This is a genomic window from Chromobacterium sp. INPA-IVC, assembly GCF_059047085.1.
Genome location: NZ_JBTNLS010000001.1, coordinates 63,030 through 83,116 on the forward strand (window position 1 = coordinate 63,030; position 20,087 = coordinate 83,116).

Here is a 20,087-nt window from a genome sequence, read left to right on the forward strand (position 1 = left end):
GATAAGTCCGGCGCGGCGTTACGGCTTGATGCCGAAGGCCTGGTCGAAGAAGCGCAGCAGCTCGGCGTTCATCGTCTGGTGAAAGGCCGCGCGGTCGAAGCCGGGCGCGTCTTGGCAGATTTCCGGCGCTTCCCGCGCCGCGGCCTCGTTGCAGGGCGCCAGGAAGGCGAAGTGGCCGGCATTCGCGGCTACGCGGTAATTCCGCAAGGTGGGCAGCCATCCCCGCAGCCGGACTCCGGCCGCGGGCTCCACGCCATCGCCGCCTCTTTCGGAAATCCATAGAAATATCGGGATGCGGATGCCGCGCAGGCTAGCCGCGTCCGGAAAGGCGTTCAACGGATCAACCGCCGCCGCGGCCTTGATCCGGCCATCATGGGTCCAGGCGCGCGGGATGTCCGCCTCGGCCTCGAGCTGTCGGCATTGCGGCCGCTCCTTGGGGCAGCTCAGCCCCGAGCGGGCGAAATCCGGCTCGCCGCCTGCCGCCACCAGCGCGGTGAAGCCGCCGCGAGAGAAGCCGAACACGCCTATCCGCGACGGGTCGATGCGCGAGGCTTCCGGCGCTTCGCCCAGCATGTAGTCTATGACCCGCCGGATCTCGACCGGGCGCTGTTCGAACGCGCGCATTTCCCATGGGTATTTCATGCTTGCGCCACTGTCGCCCTCGTGATTCAGCGACACCGCCAGAAAGCCGTGGTCGGCCAGCGCCTCCGCGGTGTCGTGGTGGCCGTAAAGGCTGCCGGCATAGCCATGCGAGATCACGATCAGCGGCAGTTTCCCGCCTTCGATCGGACAGTTCGGGCTGGCATGAATCAGGAAAGCCATCGCCCGTTTCGTCTCTGCGGGCCGGGCGCAGGGCGACCAGACCGCGGCCTTCAGGGCCGGCATGGAGGCGGTGGCCGGGATGTCTACCAACCGCAGCCCGGCGGCCGGAGAGTGAGCCGCCAGCAAGGACAGCAAGCCCGCCAGGCATGGCCGCAACGCTTTCGCCAATCGCATGATCCCGCCTCCCGGCATCGCAAAGCATCATCATTCCATTTGCTTGGCATGGAAACAAGCCGCGCGCATGAAAAAACGGAAGCCCGAGGGCTTCCGTTGGTTTTGCGCCGATGGCGGACGTGGATATCAACCCACCCAGCGGCGAGCCGAGGCGAACATCCGGTACCAGCCGCCGTTCTCGCCCCATTCCGCCGGGTGCCAGCTGTTTTGCACGGCGCGGAACACGCGTTCCGGGTGCGGCATCATGATGGTGAAGCGGCCGTCGGCCGTGGTGACGCCGGTGATGCCCGCGGGCGAGCCGTTGGGGTTCAGCGGGTAGGTCTCGGTGGCGCGGCCGTCGAAGTCGATGTAGCGCAGCGCGGCCAGCGCCTGGTCTTGCGCGCCCGGCGCGAACACCGCGCGGCCCTCGCCGTGGCTGACCACCACCGGCAGGCGGCTGCCCACCATGTCGGACAGGAAGATGGACGGCGACGCGGTGACTTCCACCATCGCGAAGCGGGCCTCGAACTGTTCCGACGCGTTGCGATGGAACTTAGGCCAGTGCTCGGCGCCCGGGATGATGGACGACAGATTGGACATCATCTGGCAGCCGTTGCACACGCCCAGGGCGAAGGTGTCGCCGCGGCCGAAGAAGGCCTCGAACTGTTCGCGGGCCCGCGGGTTGAACAGGATGCTCTTGGCCCAGCCTTCGCCGGCGCCCAGCACGTCGCCGTAGCTGAAGCCGCCGCAGGCCGCCAGGCCCTTGAAGTCGGCCAGCTGCACGCGGCCGGCGATGATGTCGCTCATGTGCACGTCCACCGCGTCGAAGCCGGCGCGGTCGAACGCCGCGGCCATCTCCAGCTGGCCGTTGACGCCCTGCTCGCGCAGGATGGCCATGCGCGGGCGCTTGCCGGTGCCGATGTAGGGCGCGGCGGGGTCGCCGTGCACATCGAAGGACAGCTGGGCGAACAGGCCGCGCGGCTTGGCGTGGCTGCGCAGCAGTTGCTCGCTGTCGGCGCAGGCCGGGTTGTCGCGCAGGCGCTGCATGCGGGCGCTGGTTTCGGACCAGGCGCAGAACAGCTCGCTGCGGCTCTCGCTGAACAGGTCCTTGCCCTTGTGCTTGATCACCAGGCGGTCGTGGCTGTTGGTGCGGCCGATGACGAACAGCTCGCGGCCGATGCCGGCCTTCATGAAGCGGGAGATCACTTCCGGCGTGTCGGCCTTCTTCACCTGCAGCACCGCGCCCAGCTCCTCGTTGAACAGCACGCGCATGATGCGGCCGTGGGTGGCGGCTTCCAGCGTCGGCTGCACGTAGTCGTCGATGATGCGCTGGGTGTTCTGGCGCTCGATCACCAGCTCTTGCAGATCGATGCTGGCGCCGACGTGGCCGGCGAACATCATTTCCGCCAGCGCGGCGAACAGGCCGCCGTCGGAGCGGTCGTGGTAGGCCAGCAGCTTGTCGTCGCGCAACAGCGACTGCACCACGCCGAAGAAGGCGCCCAGCTGCAGCGGGCTTTCCACATCCGGCGCGCGGCCCTTCATGTCTTTCCACACCTGGCCGTAGATCGAGCCGCCCAGGCGGCAGCGGCCGTAGCCGAGGTCGATCAGGATCAGGTCGCTGTCCTTGATGTCCTTCAGGTCCGGAGTGACGGTCTTGCGCACGTCGTCCACCGGCGAGAAGGCGGAAATCACCACCGACATCGGCGCGGTGACGGCTTTTTGCTCGCCGTCTTCCTGCCATACCGTCTTCATCGACAGCGAATCCTTGCCCACCGGAATGCTGACGCCCAGGCTCTGGCTCAGCTCGGAGACGGCCTGCACGGTGCGGTACAGGTTGGCGTCTTCGCCGGGGTGGCCGGCCGGGGCCATCCAGTTGGCGGACAGCTTGACGTTGCCCAGGTGGCCGACGAAGGCGGCGGCGATATTGGTCAGCGCCTCGCCGATGGCCATGCGGCCGGAGGCCGGGCCGTCGAACAGCGCGGCCGGCGTGCGTTCGCCCATCGCCATCGCTTCGCCGCGATAGGTGTTGAAGCCCATGGTGGTGACGGCCACGTCGGCCACCGGCACCTGCCAGCGGCCCACCATCTGGTCGCGCGCGGTCATGCCGCCGACGGTGCGGTCGCCGATGGTGATCAGGAAGGACTTGTCTGCCACGGTCGGGTGGCGCAGCACGCGGTAGGCGGTTTCGCGCAGCGGGTACTTGGACGCGTCGAAGGTCTGCGGCGCGATTTCCAGCGTCTTGGCGTCGCGGGTCATCCGCGGCGGCTTGCCCAGCAGCACTTCCAGCGGCATGTCCACCGGATTGTTGCCGAAGTGGTCGTCGCGCACTTGCAGGTGGCCGTCGTCGGTGGCCACGCCCAGCACCGCGAACGGGCAGCGCTCGCGCTCGCACAGCGCGGTGAAGCGGTCCAGGTCTTCCGGCAGGATGGCCATCACGTAGCGCTCTTGCGCCTCGTTGGACCAGATCTGCATCGGCGTCATGCCTTTTTCTTCCAGGTTCACCTTGCGCAGATGGAAGATCGCGCCGCGGCCGGCGTCATTGACCAGCTCGGGGAAGGCGTTGGACAGGCCGCCGGCGCCCACGTCATGGATGGAGACGATGGGGTTGGCTTCGCCCTGTTGCCAGCAGCGGTCGATCACTTCCTGGCAGCGGCGCTCGATTTCCGGGTTGCCGCGCTGCACCGAATCGAAGTCCAGGTTTTCGCTGTTGGCGCCGGTATCCATCGACGACGCCGCGCCGCCGCCCAGGCCGATCAGCAGGCCGGGTCCGCCCAGCTGGATCAGCAGCGCGCCTTCCGGAATCTCGTTCTTGTGGATCTGCTGCTGCTGGATGCTGCCCAGGCCGCCGGCCAGCATGATGGGCTTGTGGTAGCCGCGCATCTCGCCGTTGAATTCTTCCTCGAAGGCGCGGAAGTAGCCGGTCAGGTTGGGGCGGCCGAATTCGTTGTTGAACGCCGCGCCGCCGATCGGGCCTTCCAGCATGATCTGCAGCGCCGAGGCGATGCGGCCCGGTTTGCCGTACTCGGCGTGCTGCTCGCTGTGCACTTCCCACGGCTGCTTGAAGCCGGGGATGTTCAGGTTGGAGACGGTAAAGCCGGTGAGGCCGGCCTTGGGGCGGGAGCCGCGGCCGGTGGCGCCTTCGTCGCGGATTTCGCCGCCGTTGCCGGTGGACGCGCCGGCGAAGGGCGAGATCGCGGTCGGGTGGTTGTGCGTCTCCACCTTCATCAGGATGTCGGTGGGTTCGCTGGTGTATGCGTACTGGTGGCTGCCCGGCTGAGGGTAGAAGCGCTCGATGAAGGCGCCTTCTATCACCGAGGCATTGTCCTTGTAGGCCACCAGCGTGCCCTGCGGGTGGGCGTCGTGGGTGTCGCGGATCATGCGGAACAGCGATTTGCCTTGCTCGACGCCGTCGATGATGAATTGGGCGTTGAAGATCTTGTGGCGGCAGTGTTCGGAGTTGGCCTGGGCGAACATCATCAGCTCGACGTCGCTGGGGTTGCGCTTCATCTTGATGAAGTTCTCGACCAGATACTCCACCTCATCGTCGGACAAGGCCAGGCCCAGCTGGACGTTGGCGGCCTCCAGCGCGGCGCGGCCGCCGGCGAGGATGTCGACGCTGGCCATCGGCTGCGGGTCGATGTGGGTGAACAGTTTTTCCGCGTCGTCCAGCGAGGACAGCACGGTTTCCGTCATCCTATCGTGCAAGAGGCCCGCCAGGGTATGGCGAGCCTCTTCACTTAAAGATTTTGCGGCGGACTTGATTCGGAAAGCGGTGCCGCGTTCGATCCGCCGGATATTCGGCAATCCGCAATGCCGGGCGATGTCGGTTGCCTTTGACGCCCATGGCGACAGGGTGCCGATTCGCGGCGTGACCAGGAACAGTTCGCCTTCAGGCTCAGTGTTCAGCGGCGCTTCGCCGTAGCTGAGCAACTGGCCCAGCACGCCGATTTCCTCCAGCGAGAGCTCGCCGTCGCTTTCCGCAAAATGCCAGTGCTCGGCCGTCAGGACGATATCCTTCAGCCCGGCATCGGCCGCTGCCGCCTGCAGTTTTTCGAGACGAAACGGTGACAGGGCAACGCCACCGCGCAGCTTGGTAATGTAAGACATTAGACACCCGCGACAAGTACCAGGAAAGGGCGTCATAATACAGCAAAACATCGCTGCATTTAAGGCGTCAGCGGAAGATACCGCCGCCGCGCGGCATTTTTTGCTTTTTACTCTAATGTCATTGGTTTTATTCGGGAGCATTGCGCAATGAAAAAGGTCGAAGCCATCATCAAGCCGTTCAAGCTGGACGAGGTGCGCGAGGCCTTGTCGGAGATCGGCATCAACGGCCTGACCGTGTCCGAGGTCAAGGGTTTCGGCCGCCAGAAAGGCCATACCGAGCTGTACCGCGGCGCCGAGTATGTGGTGGATTTTCTGCCCAAGGTGAAGATCGAGGTGGTGCTGCCGGACGATCTGGTCGAGCGCGCGATCGAAACCATCGTCGAAACCGCGCGCACCGGCAAGATCGGCGACGGCAAGATCTTCGTGGTGCCGGTGGAGCAGGTGGTGCGCATCCGCACCGGCGAAACCAACGAGCAGGCGATCTGACCCAGTTCGGATCGCATGAAAAAGGCGGCCCTGCAAGGCCGCCTTTTTTGCGCGCTCAGCGCGCCAGGATCAGGCGCAGGCCCAGCCCGATGAAGACGGCGCCGGCTATGCGGTCCAGCCACTGGCTGGCCTTCCGGCTCTTGGCCAGCCATTGGCCGACGTGGCCGGAGAAGTAGCCGAGCGCGCCGAAGATCAGCGCGCCCTGCAGCGTGAACAGCGCGCCGAGGATGGCGGTCTGCAGGCCGACCGGCCCTTGCGCCGGATTGACGAACTGCGGCAGGAAGGCGAGGAAGAACAGCACCACCTTGGGATTGATCGCGTTGGCGATCAGGCCGCGGCGGAAGGTGGCGGCCAGCGATCCCCGGGGGCCGCTGGCCTGGGCATCGGCGTCGAAGCTGGCGCCAGAGCTGCGGATCGCGCCCCAGCCCAGATAGACCAGATAGGCGCCGCCGGCGATCTTGAGGGCGGCGAAGGCGAGCGGCGAGGCGGCGATCAGCGCGCTGACGCCCAGCGCCGCCAGCAAGGTGTGGTTCAGGCAGCCCAGCGCGCAGCCCAGGCCGAAGGCCATGCCCTGGCGGCGGCCGCGCGAGATGCCCTGGCTCAGCACCATCAGGTTGTCGGGGCCGGGGGTGATGGTGATCAGCATGGCGGCGGCGAGAAAAGCGGCCAGTTGCGGCAGGGTGACGAGCATGGCGGATTTCCGGAATTTGTTTGACTGTCGTCGATAAAACCATTTCCGGAGGGCCTTGGCAATGGCATGACGGGTGACAAGCGGCAACGCCGCTACTAGAATGCGGCAGGTTATTAGCGAGGATTGTTTTATGCCGTCTTTTGATGTCGTTTCCGAAGTAAACAAGGTGGAAGTGCGCAACGCGCTGGACCAGTCCAACAAGGAAGTGTCTACCCGTTACGATTTCAAGGGCAGCGACGCCCGCATCGAATTCAACGACAAGGAAGTGACGCTGTTCGCCGATACCGAATTCCAGCTGGACCAGGTCAATGAAATCATGGTGGCCAAACTGGCCAAGCGCAGCGTCGACGTGCGCAGCCTGGACTACGGCAAGCTGGAGAAAGTGTCCGGCAACAAGGTGAAGAAGGTGCTGAAGATCAAGGAAGGCCTGGACAGCGACCTGGCGAAGAAGATCGTCAAGCTGCTGAAGGATTCCAAGATGAAGGTGCAGGCCAGCATCCAGGGCGAGGCGGTGCGCGTGTCCGGCGCCAAGCGCGACGTGCTGCAGGACGCCATCGCGCTGCTGAAGCAGGACATCGCTGCCGACCTGGAAAACGGCGCGCCGCTGCAGTTCAACAACTTCCGCGACTGATTCCCGCCGCGAGGCGCGTCAGCCACGAAAAAGGAGACCCCAGGGTCTCCTTTTTCATTGCCTACGGCTGAGCAGGCTCTCAGCGCGGTCCGGCGCGCCAGGCTTGCAGCCCGCTCCACACCTCGGCGGCCCGCGCTTCCACGCCTGCCGGCGCGGCCGGCAGCGGCAGCCGGCATTCGCCGACGGCCAGGCCCTGGCTGCGCAGCATCGCCTTCACCGACATCGAGTACACCGAGTCGTCGGTATTCGAGTAGGCGTAGGACGGCAGCAGAGCGGCGTTGATCTCGCGGGCGCGGCGCACGTCGCCCTGTTCGAAAGCGGTGATCATCGCGGCGAATTCCGGCCCGGTCCAGTGGGTGGAGGTGCCCACCACGCCGACCGCGCCGACGGCCAGCAGGGGCAGGGTCAGCGCGTCGTCGCCGGAATAGAGCTCGAAATGGCCGCCGGCCTCGGCCACCAGCCGCGCGGCGGCGGCCGGATCGCCGGTGGCGTCCTTGAAGGCGACGATATTGTCCACCTCGCGGAACAGCCGCAGCAGCACGTCGCGGGCGATGCGGCGGCCGGTGCGGCCGGGCACGTCGTACAGCATCACCGGCAGCCGGGTGGCGGCGGCCAGCGCGCGGAAATGCGCCTCGATGCCGGCCTGCGGCGGACGGTTGTAATACGGCGACACCAGGAATACGCCGGCGGCGCCAGCCGCTTCCGCCTTGGCTGTCATGTCCAGCGCATGGCGGGTGTCGTTGCTGCCGGTGCCTGCCAGCACCGGGATGGTCACCGCCTCGCTGACCGCGCGGATCAGGTCGAAGCGTTCGGCGTCGGAGAGCGTCGGCGCCTCGCCAGTGGTGGCGGCCAGCACCAGCGCGTCGCTCCCGGTGTCCGCCAAATGGCGCGCCAGCGTACAGGCCATGTCGAGGTTCAGCCGGCCATCGCCGTCGAACGGCGTCACCATCGCGGTCAGCACCTTGCCCCAGTGTTTTGCCATGTCAGCCCCTTTTTATTTTTGCGTGAAGACAGGCCGGGATGATACTCCTCGGCCCCGGGCTGGGAAACCCGAGCGGATCACCAGAGCTTGGGGTCCAGCTCCTTGATGCGTTGTTCGGTGCGTTCGATCTTGCAGTCGAGGAAGACGGCGTTGCGGATGCTGCCGTCGATGTAGATCTGGTACTTGGTGTTGCAGTCGGCGTCGCGGAAGCCGATCCATTTGCGCTGGGCCTGGATCAGCAGCGCGGACGGCTTGTCCTTGGCGCCGCTCTGGGCTTCGTCGGCGCGCAGTTTTTTCAGCAGCTCGCGGTAGCGCCCGTTGAGCGCCTTGTCGCGGCCGTCGAACTGCTTTTGCTTGCAGTCGTTGATTTCCAGCGTGCTGTTGGCGTTCTGGCAGGGATCGTCTTCGGCCAGCGCGGCATGGCTGGCGAACAGCGCCAGCAGGGCGAGGAGGCAGGGCTTCATCGCGGAATTCCTTGTGTGGTGAAGGTTTGCGATTATAGCCCCGGCCGGCGGGCGCGTTGCGTCCGCCGGTACCCTAGTTCAGGCGCGCAGCCAGTTTGGCAGCAAGCGCTCCGCCGGCAAGGTGCCCAGCGCGGCGCCGCCGACAATCATGGCGATGGCCAACGCGGCGGAGCCGTTGAGCGCGGCCTGGCCGGAGGCGACCAGCATCAGCGTGGACAGCAGCGGGGTGGCGTTGCCCAGCGCGCCGGTCTGGCGCGGGTCGCCCAGCTGCATCGCGCGGTTCCAGCACAGGAAGGCCGCGCCCATCGGCAGCAGGCCCAACACGGCGATCATCAGCCATTGGACGGCCGACGGATGAGCGGCGGGCTCGGTGGCGAAATGCAGGCCCAGCGCCAGCAGGCCGGAGGCGAAGCAGTAGCCGCCCACCGCGTTGTCCGACGTGGCGGGCAGGCGGCGGGTGAACAGGCTGTAGGTGGCCCACACCACGGCCGCGCCCAGCGCCATCAGGTAGCCGGGCAGCGCGGCCATCGACAGCGACAGCTTGCCGCCGGTGACGATCAGCGCCGCGCCGGCGAAGCCGATCAGGCTGCCCAGGATGTGGTTGGCGCCCAGCCGGGTGCCGGGCACCAACAGCGGCGACAGCAGCACCATCAGCAGCGGCCAGACGTAGCTGAGCACAGTGGCGTCCATCACCGGCGCCAGCCGGTAGGCGTTGAACAGGAAAAAGTAGAAGCCGAAGATGCCGTAGACCCCGTTGGCGAAATTCTTCGACGGCACTTTCCATTCGCCGATGCGGCGCACGGTCAGCAGGCTGCCCAGCAGCAACCCGACGCCGGCGACGAAGAACGGCGGCAGGGCATGGGTGAGGGCGCTGAGCGTGGCGACGGACGCCCACATGGCGATCGCGGTGAGCGCGTACAGCATCGCTTGATTCATCGATGTCTCTCGTATTTGTTTTATGTGGAGATATTTTAAGTGGAACGGTGAAGTGTAAACCAGTTGTTACATCAAATGGCCCTGTTTTCTCCGCTTGCGGCGGCGCGCAGGCATGGCCGCGCGGCCACAGGGCGTTTGATCCAGATCATGAGTCCATGCTTTGGACCGATCGGGCAGTTGTCCGCGGCGCGGTATTGCGGCCTAGTGGAGGATCAGTTCCGTTTCCATCCTGGAGCCGGCCTCGAGCCATGGCCGGGCGGGCTCCGCCACGACAGGAGGCAAGCCATGAACAGCATGAAGGCAGCGGTATTCGTCGCGCCCGGCAAGATCGAGCTGCGGGAGAAACCGATCCCGGCGGTGGGGCCGGGCGACGCGCTGGTGCGGATCACCACCACCACCATCTGCGGCACCGATGTGCACATCCTCAAGGGCGAGTATCCGGTGGCGTCCGGCCTGACCATAGGCCACGAGCCGGTGGGCGTGATCGAGAAGCTGGGCGCGGACGTCAAGGGTTATCGCGAGGGGCAGCGGGTGATCGCCGGCGCGATCTGCCCCAGCTTCACCTCCTACGGCTGCCAGGACGGCTATCCGTCGCAGGACGGCGGCTGCGAATGCCACGGCTACAAGCCGATGGGCGGCTGGCGCTTCGGCAACACCATAGACGGCACCCAGGCCGAGTATGTGCTGGTGCCGGATGCCCAGGCCAATCTGGCTCCGATTCCGGACGGGCTCAGCGACGAGCAGGTGCTGATGTGCCCCGACATCATGTCCACCGGCTTTTCCGGCGCCGAGGCGGCCAATATCAAGATTGGCGACGTGGTGGCGGTGTTCGCGCAGGGGCCGATAGGCTTGTGCGCGGTGGCGGGCGCGCGCTTGCGTGGCGCGTCGTGCATCATCGCGGTGGACGGGATAGACGACCGGCTGGCGATTTCGCGGCGGCTGGGCGCCGATGTGACGCTGAATTTCCGCCAGGTGGACGTGGTCTCGGAAATCCTGAAGTTGACCGGCGGACGCGGCGTCGATTCGGCCATCGAGGCGCTGGGCACCCAGGGCACCTTCGAGTCCGCGCTGCGGATATTGAAGCCGGGCGGCACGCTGTCCAGTCTGGGCGTGTATTCCACTGATCTGAAAATCCCGCTGGACGCGTTCAACGCCGGCCTGGGCGACAAGAGGATCGTGTCTTCGCTATGCCCGGGCGGCAAGGAGAGGATGCGGCGGCTGATGAATGTGCTGGAGAGCGACCGGCTGGACCTGTCGCCGCTGGTCACCCACCGCTACAAGCTGGATCAGATCGTCGAAGCCTATGACCTGTTCTCGCATCAGCGAGACGGCGTGCTGAAGGTGGCGATCAAGCCGTTCTGACTCTTCCGCCTGGCAGGCCGGATCAGCGCGCCTGGTCCGGCTCCAGCAGCTCCACGCCATCGCTCTCCGACAGCGTCAGATAAACCGCGGATTGCAAGGCCTCCACCGCGTGCGGGACATGGGCGTCGATGAACAGGTGGTCGCCCTTGTTCAGCACATGCTCGCCCACCTTGAGTCGGCCGGCGGTGACGAAAACCTGTTCCGTGCCCGGGTGCTGGTGCAGTGGCAGCTTCGCGCCCTTGGCCAGCTTCAGCAAGGCGGAGCCGCCTCCGTCCGGGTTGCGGCGCAACCAGGTGAAGTCCACGCCGGGATAGGGCGTGGGACTCCAGTGCCAATCGGTGGAGGCGGTCAGTATCGGGGCAGGGGTGCTCATGTCGGCGGGTTCCGTTTGGTGTTCGATCGGGCCTGCGCGGATGGCGATGATTTTGGGATGCTCGTCGATGTCGCGCCGGCTGATTGTCATTATCCCACGAAATCTTGCAAGAAACTGCCGGCAATATCGCCATCCTGATGTGAAAACGGGGATGCTTTGCGCATCCCCGCCATTTTTCCTGCTGGTGGCTGACGGTTTCTTCTAGCACGCGTCTCCCGGCACCCGCACCCAGCCTTCCATCAGCACCCGGGCGCTGCGGCTCATGATGGCCTTGGTCACCACCCATTCGCCGCGCTCCTCGCGGGCTTGCGCGCCCACGCGCAGCGTGCCGGACGGGTGGCCGAAGCGTACCGCCTGGCGTTTGCCGCCGCCGGCGGCCAGGTTGACTAGCGTGCCGGGAATGGCCGCGGCGGTGCCGATGGCCACCGCCGCCGTGCCCATCATCGCGTGATGCAGTTTTCCCATCGACATCGCCCGCGCCAGCACGTCGATGTCGGACGCTTTCACCGGCTTGCCGCTGGACGCGGTGTAGTCGGCCGGCGGCGCGACGAAGGCGATCTTGGGCGTGTGCTGCCGGGTGGCGATCTCGTCCAGGCTCTTGATCAGCCCCATCCTCAGCGCGCCGTGGGCGCGGATGGTTTCGAAGCGGGCCAGCGCCGCCGGGTCGGAATTGATCGCGTCCTGCAGCTCGGTGCCGGTGTAGCCGATGTCGGCGGCGTTGACGAAGATGGTGGGGATGCCGGCGTTGATCAGCGTGGCCGGGAAGGCGCCGACGCCTGGCACTTCCAGCGTGTCCACCAGCTTGCCGGTGGGAAACATCGCGCCGCCATCGCCGTCGCCTTCGTCGGCCGGGTCCAGGAATTCCAGCTGCACTTCGGCGGCGGGGAAGGTGACGCCGTCCAACTCGAAATCGCCGGTTTCCTGCGGCTGGCCATGCGTGACCGGCACGTGGGCGATGATGGTCTTGCCGATATTGGCTTGCCAGATGCGCACGGTGCAGACGCCGTTGTCCGGCACGCGCGCCGGGTCGATCAGGCCGCCGGCGATGGCGAAGGGGCCGACGGCTGCGGACAGGTTGCCGCAGTTGCCGGTCCAGTCTACGAAGGCCTTGTCGATGGCCACCTGGCCGAACAGGTAGTCGACGTCATGGTCTGGCCGCGCGGACTTGGACACGATGACGGTTTTGCTGGTGCTGGACGTCGCGCCGCCCATGCCGTCTATCTGCTTGCCGTACGGGTCCGGGCTGCCGATCACGCGCAGCAGCAGCTTGTCCCGGGCCGCGCCGGGCTGGCGGGCGGCTTCCGGCAGGTCCTGCAGCCGGAAGAACACGCCTTTGCTGGTGCCGCCGCGCATATAGGTGGCGGGGATTCGGATCTGGGCCGGGTGAGCCATGCTGTCCATCCTGTTTCTGTGTTGAGCAGCCGGCGGTGGCCGGCTGAAATGGTTGATCAGGCTTGCGCTGCCGCCAGGAAATCCTGCGCGAAGCGCTGCAATACGCCGCCGGCCTCGTAAATCGACACTTCCTCGGCGGTATCCAGCCTACAGGTCACCGGCGCCTGGATGGTTTCGCCGCCGCGTCGGTGGATCACCAGCGTCAATTCGGCGCGCGGCTCGCGCTGGCCGATCACGTCGTAGGTCTCGGTGCCGTCGAGCGCCAGCGTTTTGCGATTGGTGCCGGGCTTGAATTCCAGCGGCAGCACGCCCATTCCAATCAAGTTAGTCCGGTGGATGCGCTCGAAACCCTCTGCGACGATGGCTTCGACGCCCGCCAGGCGCACGCCCTTGGCGGCCCAGTCGCGCGAGCTGCCCTGGCCGTAGTCGGCGCCGGCGACGATGATCAGCGGCTGCCTGCGCTCCATATAGGTTTCGATGGCCTCCCACATCCGCATCACCTTGCCCTCCGGCTCCACGCGGGCCAGCGAGCCCTTCTTCACTTCGCCGTCCACCACCGCCATCTCGTTGACCAGCTGCGGATTGGCGAAGGTGGCGCGCTGCGCGGTCAGGTGGTCGCCGCGGTGGGTGGCGTAGGAATTGAAGTCCTCTTCCGGCAGGCCCATCTTGGCCAGGTACTCGCCGGCGGCGGAGCTGGCCAGAATGGCGTTGGACGGCGACAGGTGGTCGGTGGTGATGTTGTCCGGCAGCAGCGCCAGCGGCCGCATGCCCTTGAGCGTGCGCTCGCCGGCCAGCGCGCCTTCCCAATACGGCGGGCGGCGGATATAGGTGGACTGCGGCCGCCAGGCGTACAGCGGGCTGACTTTCTCGCCGCTGCTTTGGCGGATGGCGAACATCGGTTCGTACACTTGGCGGAAATGCTCGGGCTTCACCGCCTGCTTCAGCACCGCGTCTATCTCTTCGTCGGACGGCCAGATGTCCCGCAGGCGGATTTCCTTGCCGTCGGCGAGGCCCAGCACGTCTTTCTCGATGTCGAAGCGCATGGTGCCGGCGATGGCGTAGGCGATCACCAGCGGCGGGGAGGCGAGGAAGGCCTGCTTGGCGTAGGGGTGGATGCGGCCGTCGAAGTTGCGGTTGCCGGACAGCACCGCGGTCGCGTACAGGTCGCGGTCGACGATCTCTTGCTGGATCTTCGGGTCCAGCGCGCCGGACATGCCGTTGCAGGTGGTGCAGGCGAAGGCGACGATGCCGAAGCCCAGCTGCTCCAGCTCGGACAGCAGGCCGGCTTCCTTCAGATACAGCTCCACCGCCTTGGAGCCAGGCGCCAGCGAAGATTTCACCCACGCCTTGCGCGCCAGGCCCAGCTTGTTGGCGTTGCGCGCCAACAGGCCGGCGGCGATCACGTTGCGCGGGTTGGAGGTGTTGGTGCAGCTGGTGATGGCGGCGATGATGACGGCGCCGTCCGGCAGCAGGCCCTGCGCTTCCTGCGCGCGGGCCTCGGCGAGGTTGGCGGCGATGCCGCGCTCGGCAAGCAGAGAGACCGGCAGCCGTTTGTGCGGGTTGGACGGGCCGGCCAGGTTGCGGGTGACGCTGGACAGGTCGAAGCGCAGCACCCGCTCGTATTCTGCCGTTTTCAGGCTGTCCGCCCACAGGCCGGCGGTCTTGGCGTAAGTCTCCACCAGCTTGACTTGCTCGTCGCTGCGGCCGGTCAGCCTCAGATAGGCGATGGTCTGCGCGTCGATGAAGAACAGCGCGGCGGTGGCGCCGTATTCCGGGGCCATGTTCGATATGGTGGCGCGGTCGCCCAGCGTCAGCGCGGCGGCGCCTTCGCCGTAGAATTCCAGGTAGGCGCCGACGACCTTCTGCTGGCGCAGGAATTCGGTCAGCGCCAGCACCACGTCGGTGGCGGTGATGCCGGCGGCCGGCTTGCCGGCCAGTTCCACGCCGACGATGTCCGGCAGCCGCATCCACGAGGCGCGGCCCAACATCACGTTTTCCGCCTCCAGGCCGCCGACGCCGACGGCGATCACGCCCAGCGCGTCTACGTGCGGGGTGTGGCTGTCGGTGCCGACGCAGGTGTCGGGGTAGGCGACGCCGTTGTCGGCGTGGACCACCGGACTCATCCGCTCCAGATTGATCTGGTGCATGATGCCGTTGCCGGCGGGGATCACGTCCACATTGTCGAAGGCGGTCTTGGTCCATTCGATGAAATGGAAGCGGTCCTCGTTGCGCCGGTCCTCGATCGCGCGGTTTTTGGCGAAGGCCTGCGGATCGAAGCCGCCGCACTCCACCGCCAGCGAGTGGTCGACGATCAGTTGCACCGGCACCACCGGGTTGACCTGAGCCGGGTCGCCGCCCTGGTCTGCGATGGCGTCGCGCAGGCCGGCCAGATCCACCAGCGCGGTCTGTCCCAGAATGTCATGGCAGACCACGCGCGCCGGAAACCAGGGGAAGTCGCGCTCGCGCTTGCGGTGGACGATCTGCTTCAGGCATTCGGTCAAAACGGCCGGCTCGCAGCGGCGGACCAGGTTTTCGGCGTGGATGCGGGCGGTGTAGGACAGCTTGTCCCAGGCTCCGGGCTGGATGGCGTTGACGGCGGCGCGGGCGTCGAAGTAGTCGAGTCCGGAGCCGGGCAGGGCGGTGCGGTATTGGCGGTTCATGTCTGTCTTTCGCTCAGTCGCGGCCGCTGTCGGGCAGCCGTTGCAGAAAGTCGCTGTAATGCAGGGTGAAGCCTTGCTCGTCGACGATGATGTCGGCGGCGAAGCCCGGGGATTCGTAGCGGTAGCAGGGCATGCCGTCATGGTCCGGCAGGCGGGTGTAGCGCTGCGGGCAGATGGCCGGCGTCAATGCCGGCAGGCGCACGAACAGCATCGACAGCTCGACGCTGTCGCCGATGCCCAGTTTCAGCCGGCGGATGGGGAAGGCGTTGGTCAGGCCGCAGGATTGCAGGTCCAGCTCCTGGCAGCCATCCCAGGCCGGCTGTGCCTGGCCGTTGACCAGCCAGCGGCCGCTTTCGGTGTGTTGCAGCGTCAGCTGCCTGGGCTCGGGCGCGGAAACATCGATGTGGGCATGGCTGAGCCTGCCGTGGTGGTCCAGCTGCATCCGGTAACGCAGGCTGGCGCCGGTGTCGGCATGCAGCAGGCTGCCGCTGGCGGACAAGGAGAGGCCGGCGCCGGTTTCGATTTCCGCCTGCTCCAGTCCCGGGCAGTCCAGGCGCTGCCAGAACAACATTTGCTTCATTTACTGCTCCAGTATGGCCGACGCGGCCGGGCGGCCGCGTCGCTTGCTGCTTGCCTCAGCGTTTTTCCAGCGGAATGTAGGCCTGGTCTTCCGGGCCGATGTAGTTGGCCGACGGGCGGATGATCTTGCCGTCCTGGCGTTGCTCGATCACGTGCGCGCTCCAGCCGCTGGTGCGCGAAATCACGAACAGCGGGGTGAACATCGCGGTCGGCACGCCCATCGCGTGGTAGCTGACGGCGGAGAACCAGTCGAGATTGGGGAACATTCTCTTGACGTCCCACATCACGCTTTCCAGGCGTTCGGCGATGTCGAACATCTTCATGTCGCTATTGCTCTTGGACAGTTCGCGCGCGACTTCCTTGATCACCTTGTTGCGCGGGTCGGAGATGGTATACACCGGGTGGCCGAAGCCGATTACCACCTCCTTGCGCTCCACGCGGGCGCGGATGTCGGCTTCGGCCTCGTCCGGGCTTTCGTAGCGCTGCTGGATTTCGAACGCCACCTCGTTGGCGCCGCCGTGCTTCGGGCCGCGCAGCGCGCCGATGGCGCCGGTGATGGCGCTGTGCATGTCGGAGCCGGTGCCGGCGATGACGCGGGCGGCGAAGGTGGAGGCGTTGAATTCATGCTCGGCGTACAGGTTCAGCGAGGTGTGCATCGCGCGCACCCATTCGGCCGGCGGCTTGACGCCGTGCAGCAGGTGCAGGAAATGGCCGCCGATGCTGTCGTCGTCGGTTTCGACGTCGATGCGCTTGCCGTTGTGGCTGTAGTGGTACCAGTAGAGCAGGATGGAGCCGAAGGAGGCCATCAGCCGGTCGGCGATGTCGCGCGCGCCGGCCAGGTTGTGGTCGTCCTTCTCCGGCAGCGCGCAACCCAAGGCGGATGCGCCGCTGCGCATCACGTCCATCGGGTGGGCGCCGGCCGGCAGCGCCTCCAGCACCGCCTTCACCGAGGCCGGCAGGCCGCGCAGCGATTTCAGCTTCTTCTTGTAGCCGGCCAGTTCCGCCTGGTTCGGCAGCTTGCCGTGCACCAGCAGGTAGGCCACTTCTTCGAACTCGGCCTTGTCGGCCAGATCCAGGATGTCGTAGCCGCGGTAGTGCAGGTCGTTGCCGCTGCGGCCGACGGTGCACAGCGCGGTGTTGCCGGCGGCGACGCCGGATAGTGCGACGGATTTCTTCGGTTTGCCGGTCAGAACCACTTCAGTCATGCAATTTCTCCTTTGTCAGACTTGGGGCGATGCCGCAGCCCTTGAATTGTTATTGCTTGCCGGCGGCGAACAGCTGGTCCAGTTTCTTTTCGTATTCGTGGTAACCCAGGTGGTCGTACAGATCCATCCGGGTCTGCATCTTGTCGACCACGGCTTGCTGGGTGCCGTCGCGGCGGATGGCGCTGTACACTTCCAGCGCGGCCTGGCTCATGGCGCGGAAGGCGGAGAGCGGATACAGCATCAAGGCGACACCGTTGGCGGCCAGCTCTTCCGCGGTGTAGAGCGGCGTGGCGCCGAATTCGGTGATGTTGGCCAGCACCGGCACCTTCACCGTGTCGGCGAAGCGCTTGTACATGGCCAGATCGGTCATCGCTTCCGGGAAGATCATGTCGGCGCCGGCTTCGACGCAGGCGACGGCGCGCTCGATGGCGGCGTCCAGGCCCTCCACCGCCAGCGCGTCGGTGCGCGCCATGATGACGAAGCTGTCGTCGCGGCGGGCGTCGGTGGCCGCCTTGATGCGGTCGATCATTTCGTCCTGCGGAACGATGGCCTTGTTCGGGCGGTGGCCGCAGCGCTTCTGCTGGACCTGGTCCTCGATATGGACGGCGGCGACGCCGGCCTTCTCCAGGCTGCGCACGGCGCGGGCGATGTTGAAGGCGCCGCCCCAGCCGGTATCGATGTCCACCAGCAGCGGCAGATCGGTGATGTCGGTGATGCGGCGGGCGTCGATCAGCACGTCTTCCAGCGTGGTGATGCCAAGGTCGGGGATGCCGCAGGACGAGGCGGCGACGCCGCCGCCGGACAAGTACAGGGCCTTGAAACCCGAGTGTTCGGCCAAACGTGCAGCGTAGGCGTTGATCGCCCCCACCACTTGCAACGGTTTTTCGGCGGCCACGGCCTGGCGGAAACGCTGCCCGGGAGTGCTCATGAAATGCTCCTGACGGTGGATTGGATTAATTGCCTGTCATTCAAGCAAGTGCTTGGTTGGAGTGTAAAGGCTCTAGAAAATGCTGGCAATAGTTGATAATGGGATGTTCAAGTTTTGCGCCGGGAGTGATATGTTTCGCAACGTCCTCGCCAGTGGGAACTCGGGCTTTAAACCGTGGTCTAGAACACAGTCCACGTAACGACCACATAGAACAGTGGGCAAACCAGGGAGCATAACAACGACTATGAGTGATCGGGACATCGATCAACAGTTGGTGGAACGTGCCCAGCGAGGTGAAAAAAGAGCTTTCGATCTGCTTGTTGCAAAGTATCAGCGACGTCTCGCCAGGCTGTTGTCGCGTTTCATACGCGACGGTTCTGACATCGAGGATGTGACGCAGGAGGCGTTTATCAAAGCGTATCGCGCTTTGCCATCGTTTCGGGGTGAGAGCGCGTTTTACACGTGGCTGTATAGGATCGGCATCAATACGGCCAAGAATTTCCTCAGCGCCAACGGGCGACGCCCGGTGGTGAACAGCGAGATAGAGGACGAGGATGGCGAGAGTTTCGACATGGCGTCGCAAATTCCCGACATGAACACGCCCGAAACCGAGCTGATGAACAAGGAGATTCTGGCTACGGTCAATGCCGCCGTGGAGGCCTTGCCGGAGGAGCTTCGCACCGCCATTTCCCTTCGGGAGATGGAGGGGCTGTCCTACGACGAGATCGCCAGGGTGATGGATTGTCCGATAGGTACCGTGCGTTCGCGGATTTTCCGCGCACGCGAGGCGATTGCTGCTGAGCTCAGGCCTCTGCTGGATACGGCCAAGAACAGAAGGTGGTAAGTATGAAAGAAACGATATCCGCACTGATGGACGGTGAACTGGACGGGCCCGATGCCGACAAGGCAATCGCCGCCATCGCCGGAGACAAGGACCTGGATGATGCCTGGGAAGGGTACCATCTGATCGGCGACGCCATGCGCGCCAACCGCCTGTCCTCGCTGAATGTGAGGGCCAGGGTGGCTGCGCGCCTGGCGGACGAGCCGACGGTCCTGGCGCCGCGTCGCTGGACGCGTCCGCGCAAGGCGCGCACCGCGAGCGCGGTGGCGCTGGCCGCGAGCGTCAGCTTCGCCGCCGTCGTGGGTTGGCAGCAGCTGTCCCACCGAAACGCTCCGCCGTCGGCCATCGCCGATCGCGGCGTGCCGGTGCAGATCGCCAAGCCTGCCGTGGCCTTGGATCAGGATGATCCCTATGTGCTGGCGCACCAGGAGGTGACCGCCGACCAGAGTGTGATGCGCGTGTCCTACGGAAACGGAGCTCGCCACTGATGCGTGTCGTTCCTCTGATTGGTGTTTTGATGCTCGGGGCCGCGTGCGCGGCCCATGCGGAGGATGACATGCAGCTGCTGCGTAATGTCGGCAACGCCGGCAGGCAGCAGCCGCTGGATGGCACCTATCTGCATCAGATGAATGGCACGCTGGAAACCTTCCGCATCGTTCGCCAGGGTCAGGGCGACAATGTGCGCGAAAAGCGCACGTCGCTCGATGGCCCGACGCGGGAGGTGGTTCGCAAGGGCAGGGGGCTGACCTGCTTCGCGCCCGACAAGCGCGCCTTGATGGCGTGCAAGATCAGCGCGATGCGGTTGTTCCCCGCCTTGCTGCCCGACGATCTGGACGATATCACCCGTTCCTATGTCCTCAAGCGCACCGGCCACGACCGCGTGGCCAAGCGCGACTGCCAGTGGCTGGATCTGCAGCCCCGGGACGCGCAGCGCTACACGATGCGGATGTGCATCGAGCCGGCAACCTATCTCCCCTTGAAAGTGATGACCTTGTCGCCGCGCGGCGACGCGGTCGAGCAGTTCACCTTCACTGATGTGGAGCTGGGCGGGGCCAAGGATAAGCGGGCGTATGTCTCCAAGCTGTCGCAGCGTTTCCAGTTGCGTTCCAGCGCATCTGGGGGCAGCGAGGAAGCGGCCGCGCCGCAGAGCGAGCTGACCGGACTGCCGCAGGGCTTCCGCGTGCTGCGTTCGGTCCAGCGCGTGCTGCCCGGACAGGGCGGAAAGCCGGTCCGGCACATGGTGCTGAGCGATGGTCTGGTGATGTTGTCGGTGTTCGTGGAGCCGCCTCCGCCGGAGCATGCCCGCCTGGAAAAGGTGGGCAACTTGCACGGAGCGATCAACATGGCCACCAGCTACCAGAACGATATGCAGCTGACTGCGGTGGGCGATATGCCGCAAACCGCGATGATGGCCCTGCTCAAGGGTTTGCATGTCAACGGCAAGGGGGAGTGAGCTCGTGCCGGGCAGGCTGAAA

The 20,087-nt window shown here is 65.8% G+C and carries 18 protein-coding genes; 6 read left to right on the top strand and 12 right to left on the bottom strand.

Annotated elements, in window-relative coordinates:
• Nucleotides 1–18 precede the first annotated feature (18 nt).
• Nucleotides 19–996 carry an alpha/beta hydrolase family protein gene (locus ACX17K_RS00295; protein WP_493773211.1) on the bottom strand — a complete coding sequence of 326 codons (978 nt, stop codon included), beginning with the start codon at nucleotides 994–996 and terminating at the stop codon, nucleotides 19–21.
• Nucleotides 997–1,122: 126 nt separating this feature from the next.
• Nucleotides 1,123–5,082 carry a phosphoribosylformylglycinamidine synthase gene (gene purL / locus ACX17K_RS00300; RefSeq protein ID WP_231153822.1) on the bottom strand — a complete coding sequence of 1,320 codons (3,960 nt, stop codon included), beginning with the start codon at nucleotides 5,080–5,082 and terminating at the stop codon, nucleotides 1,123–1,125.
• 147 nt (nucleotides 5,083–5,229) lie between these two features.
• On the opposite strand from purL, the gene ACX17K_RS00305 reads away from it, so the two are divergent.
• Nucleotides 5,230–5,568 carry a P-II family nitrogen regulator gene (locus ACX17K_RS00305; RefSeq protein WP_011135593.1) on the top strand — a complete coding sequence of 113 codons (339 nt, stop codon included), beginning with the start codon at nucleotides 5,230–5,232 and terminating at the stop codon, nucleotides 5,566–5,568.
• Nucleotides 5,569–5,623: 55 nt separating this feature from the next.
• Here ACX17K_RS00305 and ACX17K_RS00310 read toward each other — a convergent pair whose 3' ends face one another.
• Entirely contained in the window at nucleotides 5,624–6,259 is a 636-nt protein-coding gene (locus tag ACX17K_RS00310; RefSeq protein ID WP_493773212.1) for a LysE family translocator, read from the bottom strand.
• 130 nt (nucleotides 6,260–6,389) lie between these two features.
• Between ACX17K_RS00310 and ACX17K_RS00315 the strand changes: the two genes are divergently transcribed.
• Nucleotides 6,390–6,890, top strand: a complete 501-nt coding sequence (locus tag ACX17K_RS00315; RefSeq protein WP_021478047.1) for a YajQ family cyclic di-GMP-binding protein — start codon at nucleotides 6,390–6,392, stop codon at nucleotides 6,888–6,890.
• Between the two features lie 79 nt (nucleotides 6,891–6,969).
• Here ACX17K_RS00315 and dapA read toward each other — a convergent pair whose 3' ends face one another.
• The 3 genes from dapA to ACX17K_RS00330 all read right to left on the bottom strand — a co-directional run bounded on the left by dapA (nucleotide 6,970) and on the right by ACX17K_RS00330 (nucleotide 9,272).
• Nucleotides 6,970–7,872 carry a 4-hydroxy-tetrahydrodipicolinate synthase gene (gene dapA, locus ACX17K_RS00320; protein ID WP_493773213.1) on the bottom strand — a complete coding sequence of 301 codons (903 nt, stop codon included), beginning with the start codon at nucleotides 7,870–7,872 and terminating at the stop codon, nucleotides 6,970–6,972.
• A gap of 77 nt (nucleotides 7,873–7,949) precedes the next feature.
• On the bottom strand, nucleotides 7,950–8,336 hold the full coding sequence (locus ACX17K_RS00325; protein WP_493773214.1) for a lysozyme inhibitor LprI family protein: 387 nt from the start codon (nucleotides 8,334–8,336) through the stop codon (nucleotides 7,950–7,952).
• A 78-nt stretch (nucleotides 8,337–8,414) separates the two neighbouring features.
• Entirely contained in the window at nucleotides 8,415–9,272 is an 858-nt protein-coding gene (locus tag ACX17K_RS00330) for a DMT family transporter (protein ID WP_493773215.1), read from the bottom strand.
• 285 nt (nucleotides 9,273–9,557) lie between these two features.
• Between ACX17K_RS00330 and ACX17K_RS00335 the strand changes: the two genes are divergently transcribed.
• Entirely contained in the window at nucleotides 9,558–10,634 is a 1,077-nt protein-coding gene (locus ACX17K_RS00335) for an NAD(P)-dependent alcohol dehydrogenase (RefSeq protein ID WP_493773216.1), read from the top strand.
• A 22-nt stretch (nucleotides 10,635–10,656) separates the two neighbouring features.
• Here the strand turns inward: ACX17K_RS00335 and ACX17K_RS00340 are convergent, their stop codons facing one another.
• The 6 genes from ACX17K_RS00340 to prpB form a co-directional block, all read right to left on the bottom strand.
• On the bottom strand, nucleotides 10,657–11,007 hold the full coding sequence (locus ACX17K_RS00340) for a cupin domain-containing protein (RefSeq protein WP_493773217.1): 351 nt from the start codon (nucleotides 11,005–11,007) through the stop codon (nucleotides 10,657–10,659).
• Between the two features lie 201 nt (nucleotides 11,008–11,208).
• Entirely contained in the window at nucleotides 11,209–12,399 is a 1,191-nt protein-coding gene (gene prpF, locus ACX17K_RS00345; protein WP_493773218.1) for a 2-methylaconitate cis-trans isomerase PrpF, read from the bottom strand.
• Nucleotides 12,400–12,455: 56 nt separating this feature from the next.
• On the bottom strand, nucleotides 12,456–15,059 hold the full coding sequence (gene acnD, locus ACX17K_RS00350) for a Fe/S-dependent 2-methylisocitrate dehydratase AcnD (RefSeq protein WP_493773219.1): 2,604 nt from the start codon (nucleotides 15,057–15,059) through the stop codon (nucleotides 12,456–12,458).
• Nucleotides 15,060–15,072: 13 nt separating this feature from the next.
• Complete coding sequence (locus tag ACX17K_RS00355; protein ID WP_347372240.1) at nucleotides 15,073–15,639, bottom strand: putative glycolipid-binding domain-containing protein; 567 nt, start codon at nucleotides 15,637–15,639, stop codon at nucleotides 15,073–15,075.
• Nucleotides 15,640–15,694: 55 nt separating this feature from the next.
• Complete coding sequence (gene prpC, locus ACX17K_RS00360; protein ID WP_493773220.1) at nucleotides 15,695–16,843, bottom strand: bifunctional 2-methylcitrate synthase/citrate synthase; 1,149 nt, start codon at nucleotides 16,841–16,843, stop codon at nucleotides 15,695–15,697.
• Between the two features lie 49 nt (nucleotides 16,844–16,892).
• Entirely contained in the window at nucleotides 16,893–17,771 is an 879-nt protein-coding gene (prpB, locus tag ACX17K_RS00365) for a methylisocitrate lyase (protein ID WP_493773221.1), read from the bottom strand.
• A 244-nt stretch (nucleotides 17,772–18,015) separates the two neighbouring features.
• On the opposite strand from prpB, the gene rpoE reads away from it, so the two are divergent.
• From rpoE to ACX17K_RS00380, 3 genes are all read left to right on the top strand, one after another.
• Nucleotides 18,016–18,615, top strand: a complete 600-nt coding sequence (gene rpoE / locus ACX17K_RS00370; protein WP_021478036.1) for an RNA polymerase sigma factor RpoE — start codon at nucleotides 18,016–18,018, stop codon at nucleotides 18,613–18,615.
• Between the two features lie 2 nt (nucleotides 18,616–18,617).
• Nucleotides 18,618–19,100, top strand: coding sequence for a sigma-E factor negative regulatory protein (locus ACX17K_RS00375; RefSeq protein ID WP_493773222.1), 483 nt, complete (start codon nucleotides 18,618–18,620; stop codon nucleotides 19,098–19,100).
• 68 nt (nucleotides 19,101–19,168) lie between these two features.
• Nucleotides 19,169–20,065, top strand: coding sequence for a MucB/RseB C-terminal domain-containing protein (locus ACX17K_RS00380; protein WP_493773223.1), 897 nt, complete (start codon nucleotides 19,169–19,171; stop codon nucleotides 20,063–20,065).
• Nucleotides 20,066–20,087 lie beyond the last annotated feature (22 nt).

Coding starts and splice junctions, on each gene's coding strand:
- ACX17K_RS00310 (WP_493773212.1), bottom strand. CDS start 6,259: ATGCTCGTCACCCTGCCGCAACTGGCCGCTTTTCTCGCCGCCGCCATG.
- prpC (WP_493773220.1), bottom strand. CDS start 16,843: ATGACTGAAGTGGTTCTGACCGGCAAACCGAAGAAATCCGTCGCACTA.
- dapA (WP_493773213.1), bottom strand. CDS start 7,872: ATGGCAAAACACTGGGGCAAGGTGCTGACCGCGATGGTGACGCCGTTC.
- ACX17K_RS00295 (WP_493773211.1), bottom strand. CDS start 996: ATGCGATTGGCGAAAGCGTTGCGGCCATGCCTGGCGGGCTTGCTGTCC.
- ACX17K_RS00330 (WP_493773215.1), bottom strand. CDS start 9,272: ATGAATCAAGCGATGCTGTACGCGCTCACCGCGATCGCCATGTGGGCG.
- ACX17K_RS00335 (WP_493773216.1), top strand. CDS start 9,558: ATGAACAGCATGAAGGCAGCGGTATTCGTCGCGCCCGGCAAGATCGAG.
- ACX17K_RS00305 (WP_011135593.1), top strand. CDS start 5,230: ATGAAAAAGGTCGAAGCCATCATCAAGCCGTTCAAGCTGGACGAGGTG.
- ACX17K_RS00380 (WP_493773223.1), top strand. CDS start 19,169: ATGCAGCTGCTGCGTAATGTCGGCAACGCCGGCAGGCAGCAGCCGCTG.
- prpF (WP_493773218.1), bottom strand. CDS start 12,399: ATGGCTCACCCGGCCCAGATCCGAATCCCCGCCACCTATATGCGCGGC.
- ACX17K_RS00375 (WP_493773222.1), top strand. CDS start 18,618: ATGAAAGAAACGATATCCGCACTGATGGACGGTGAACTGGACGGGCCC.
- prpB (WP_493773221.1), bottom strand. CDS start 17,771: ATGAGCACTCCCGGGCAGCGTTTCCGCCAGGCCGTGGCCGCCGAAAAA.
- ACX17K_RS00315 (WP_021478047.1), top strand. CDS start 6,390: ATGCCGTCTTTTGATGTCGTTTCCGAAGTAAACAAGGTGGAAGTGCGC.
- purL (WP_231153822.1), bottom strand. CDS start 5,082: ATGTCTTACATTACCAAGCTGCGCGGTGGCGTTGCCCTGTCACCGTTT.
- ACX17K_RS00340 (WP_493773217.1), bottom strand. CDS start 11,007: ATGAGCACCCCTGCCCCGATACTGACCGCCTCCACCGATTGGCACTGG.
- ACX17K_RS00355 (WP_347372240.1), bottom strand. CDS start 15,639: ATGAAGCAAATGTTGTTCTGGCAGCGCCTGGACTGCCCGGGACTGGAG.
- ACX17K_RS00325 (WP_493773214.1), bottom strand. CDS start 8,336: ATGAAGCCCTGCCTCCTCGCCCTGCTGGCGCTGTTCGCCAGCCATGCC.
- rpoE (WP_021478036.1), top strand. CDS start 18,016: ATGAGTGATCGGGACATCGATCAACAGTTGGTGGAACGTGCCCAGCGA.
- acnD (WP_493773219.1), bottom strand. CDS start 15,059: ATGAACCGCCAATACCGCACCGCCCTGCCCGGCTCCGGACTCGACTAC.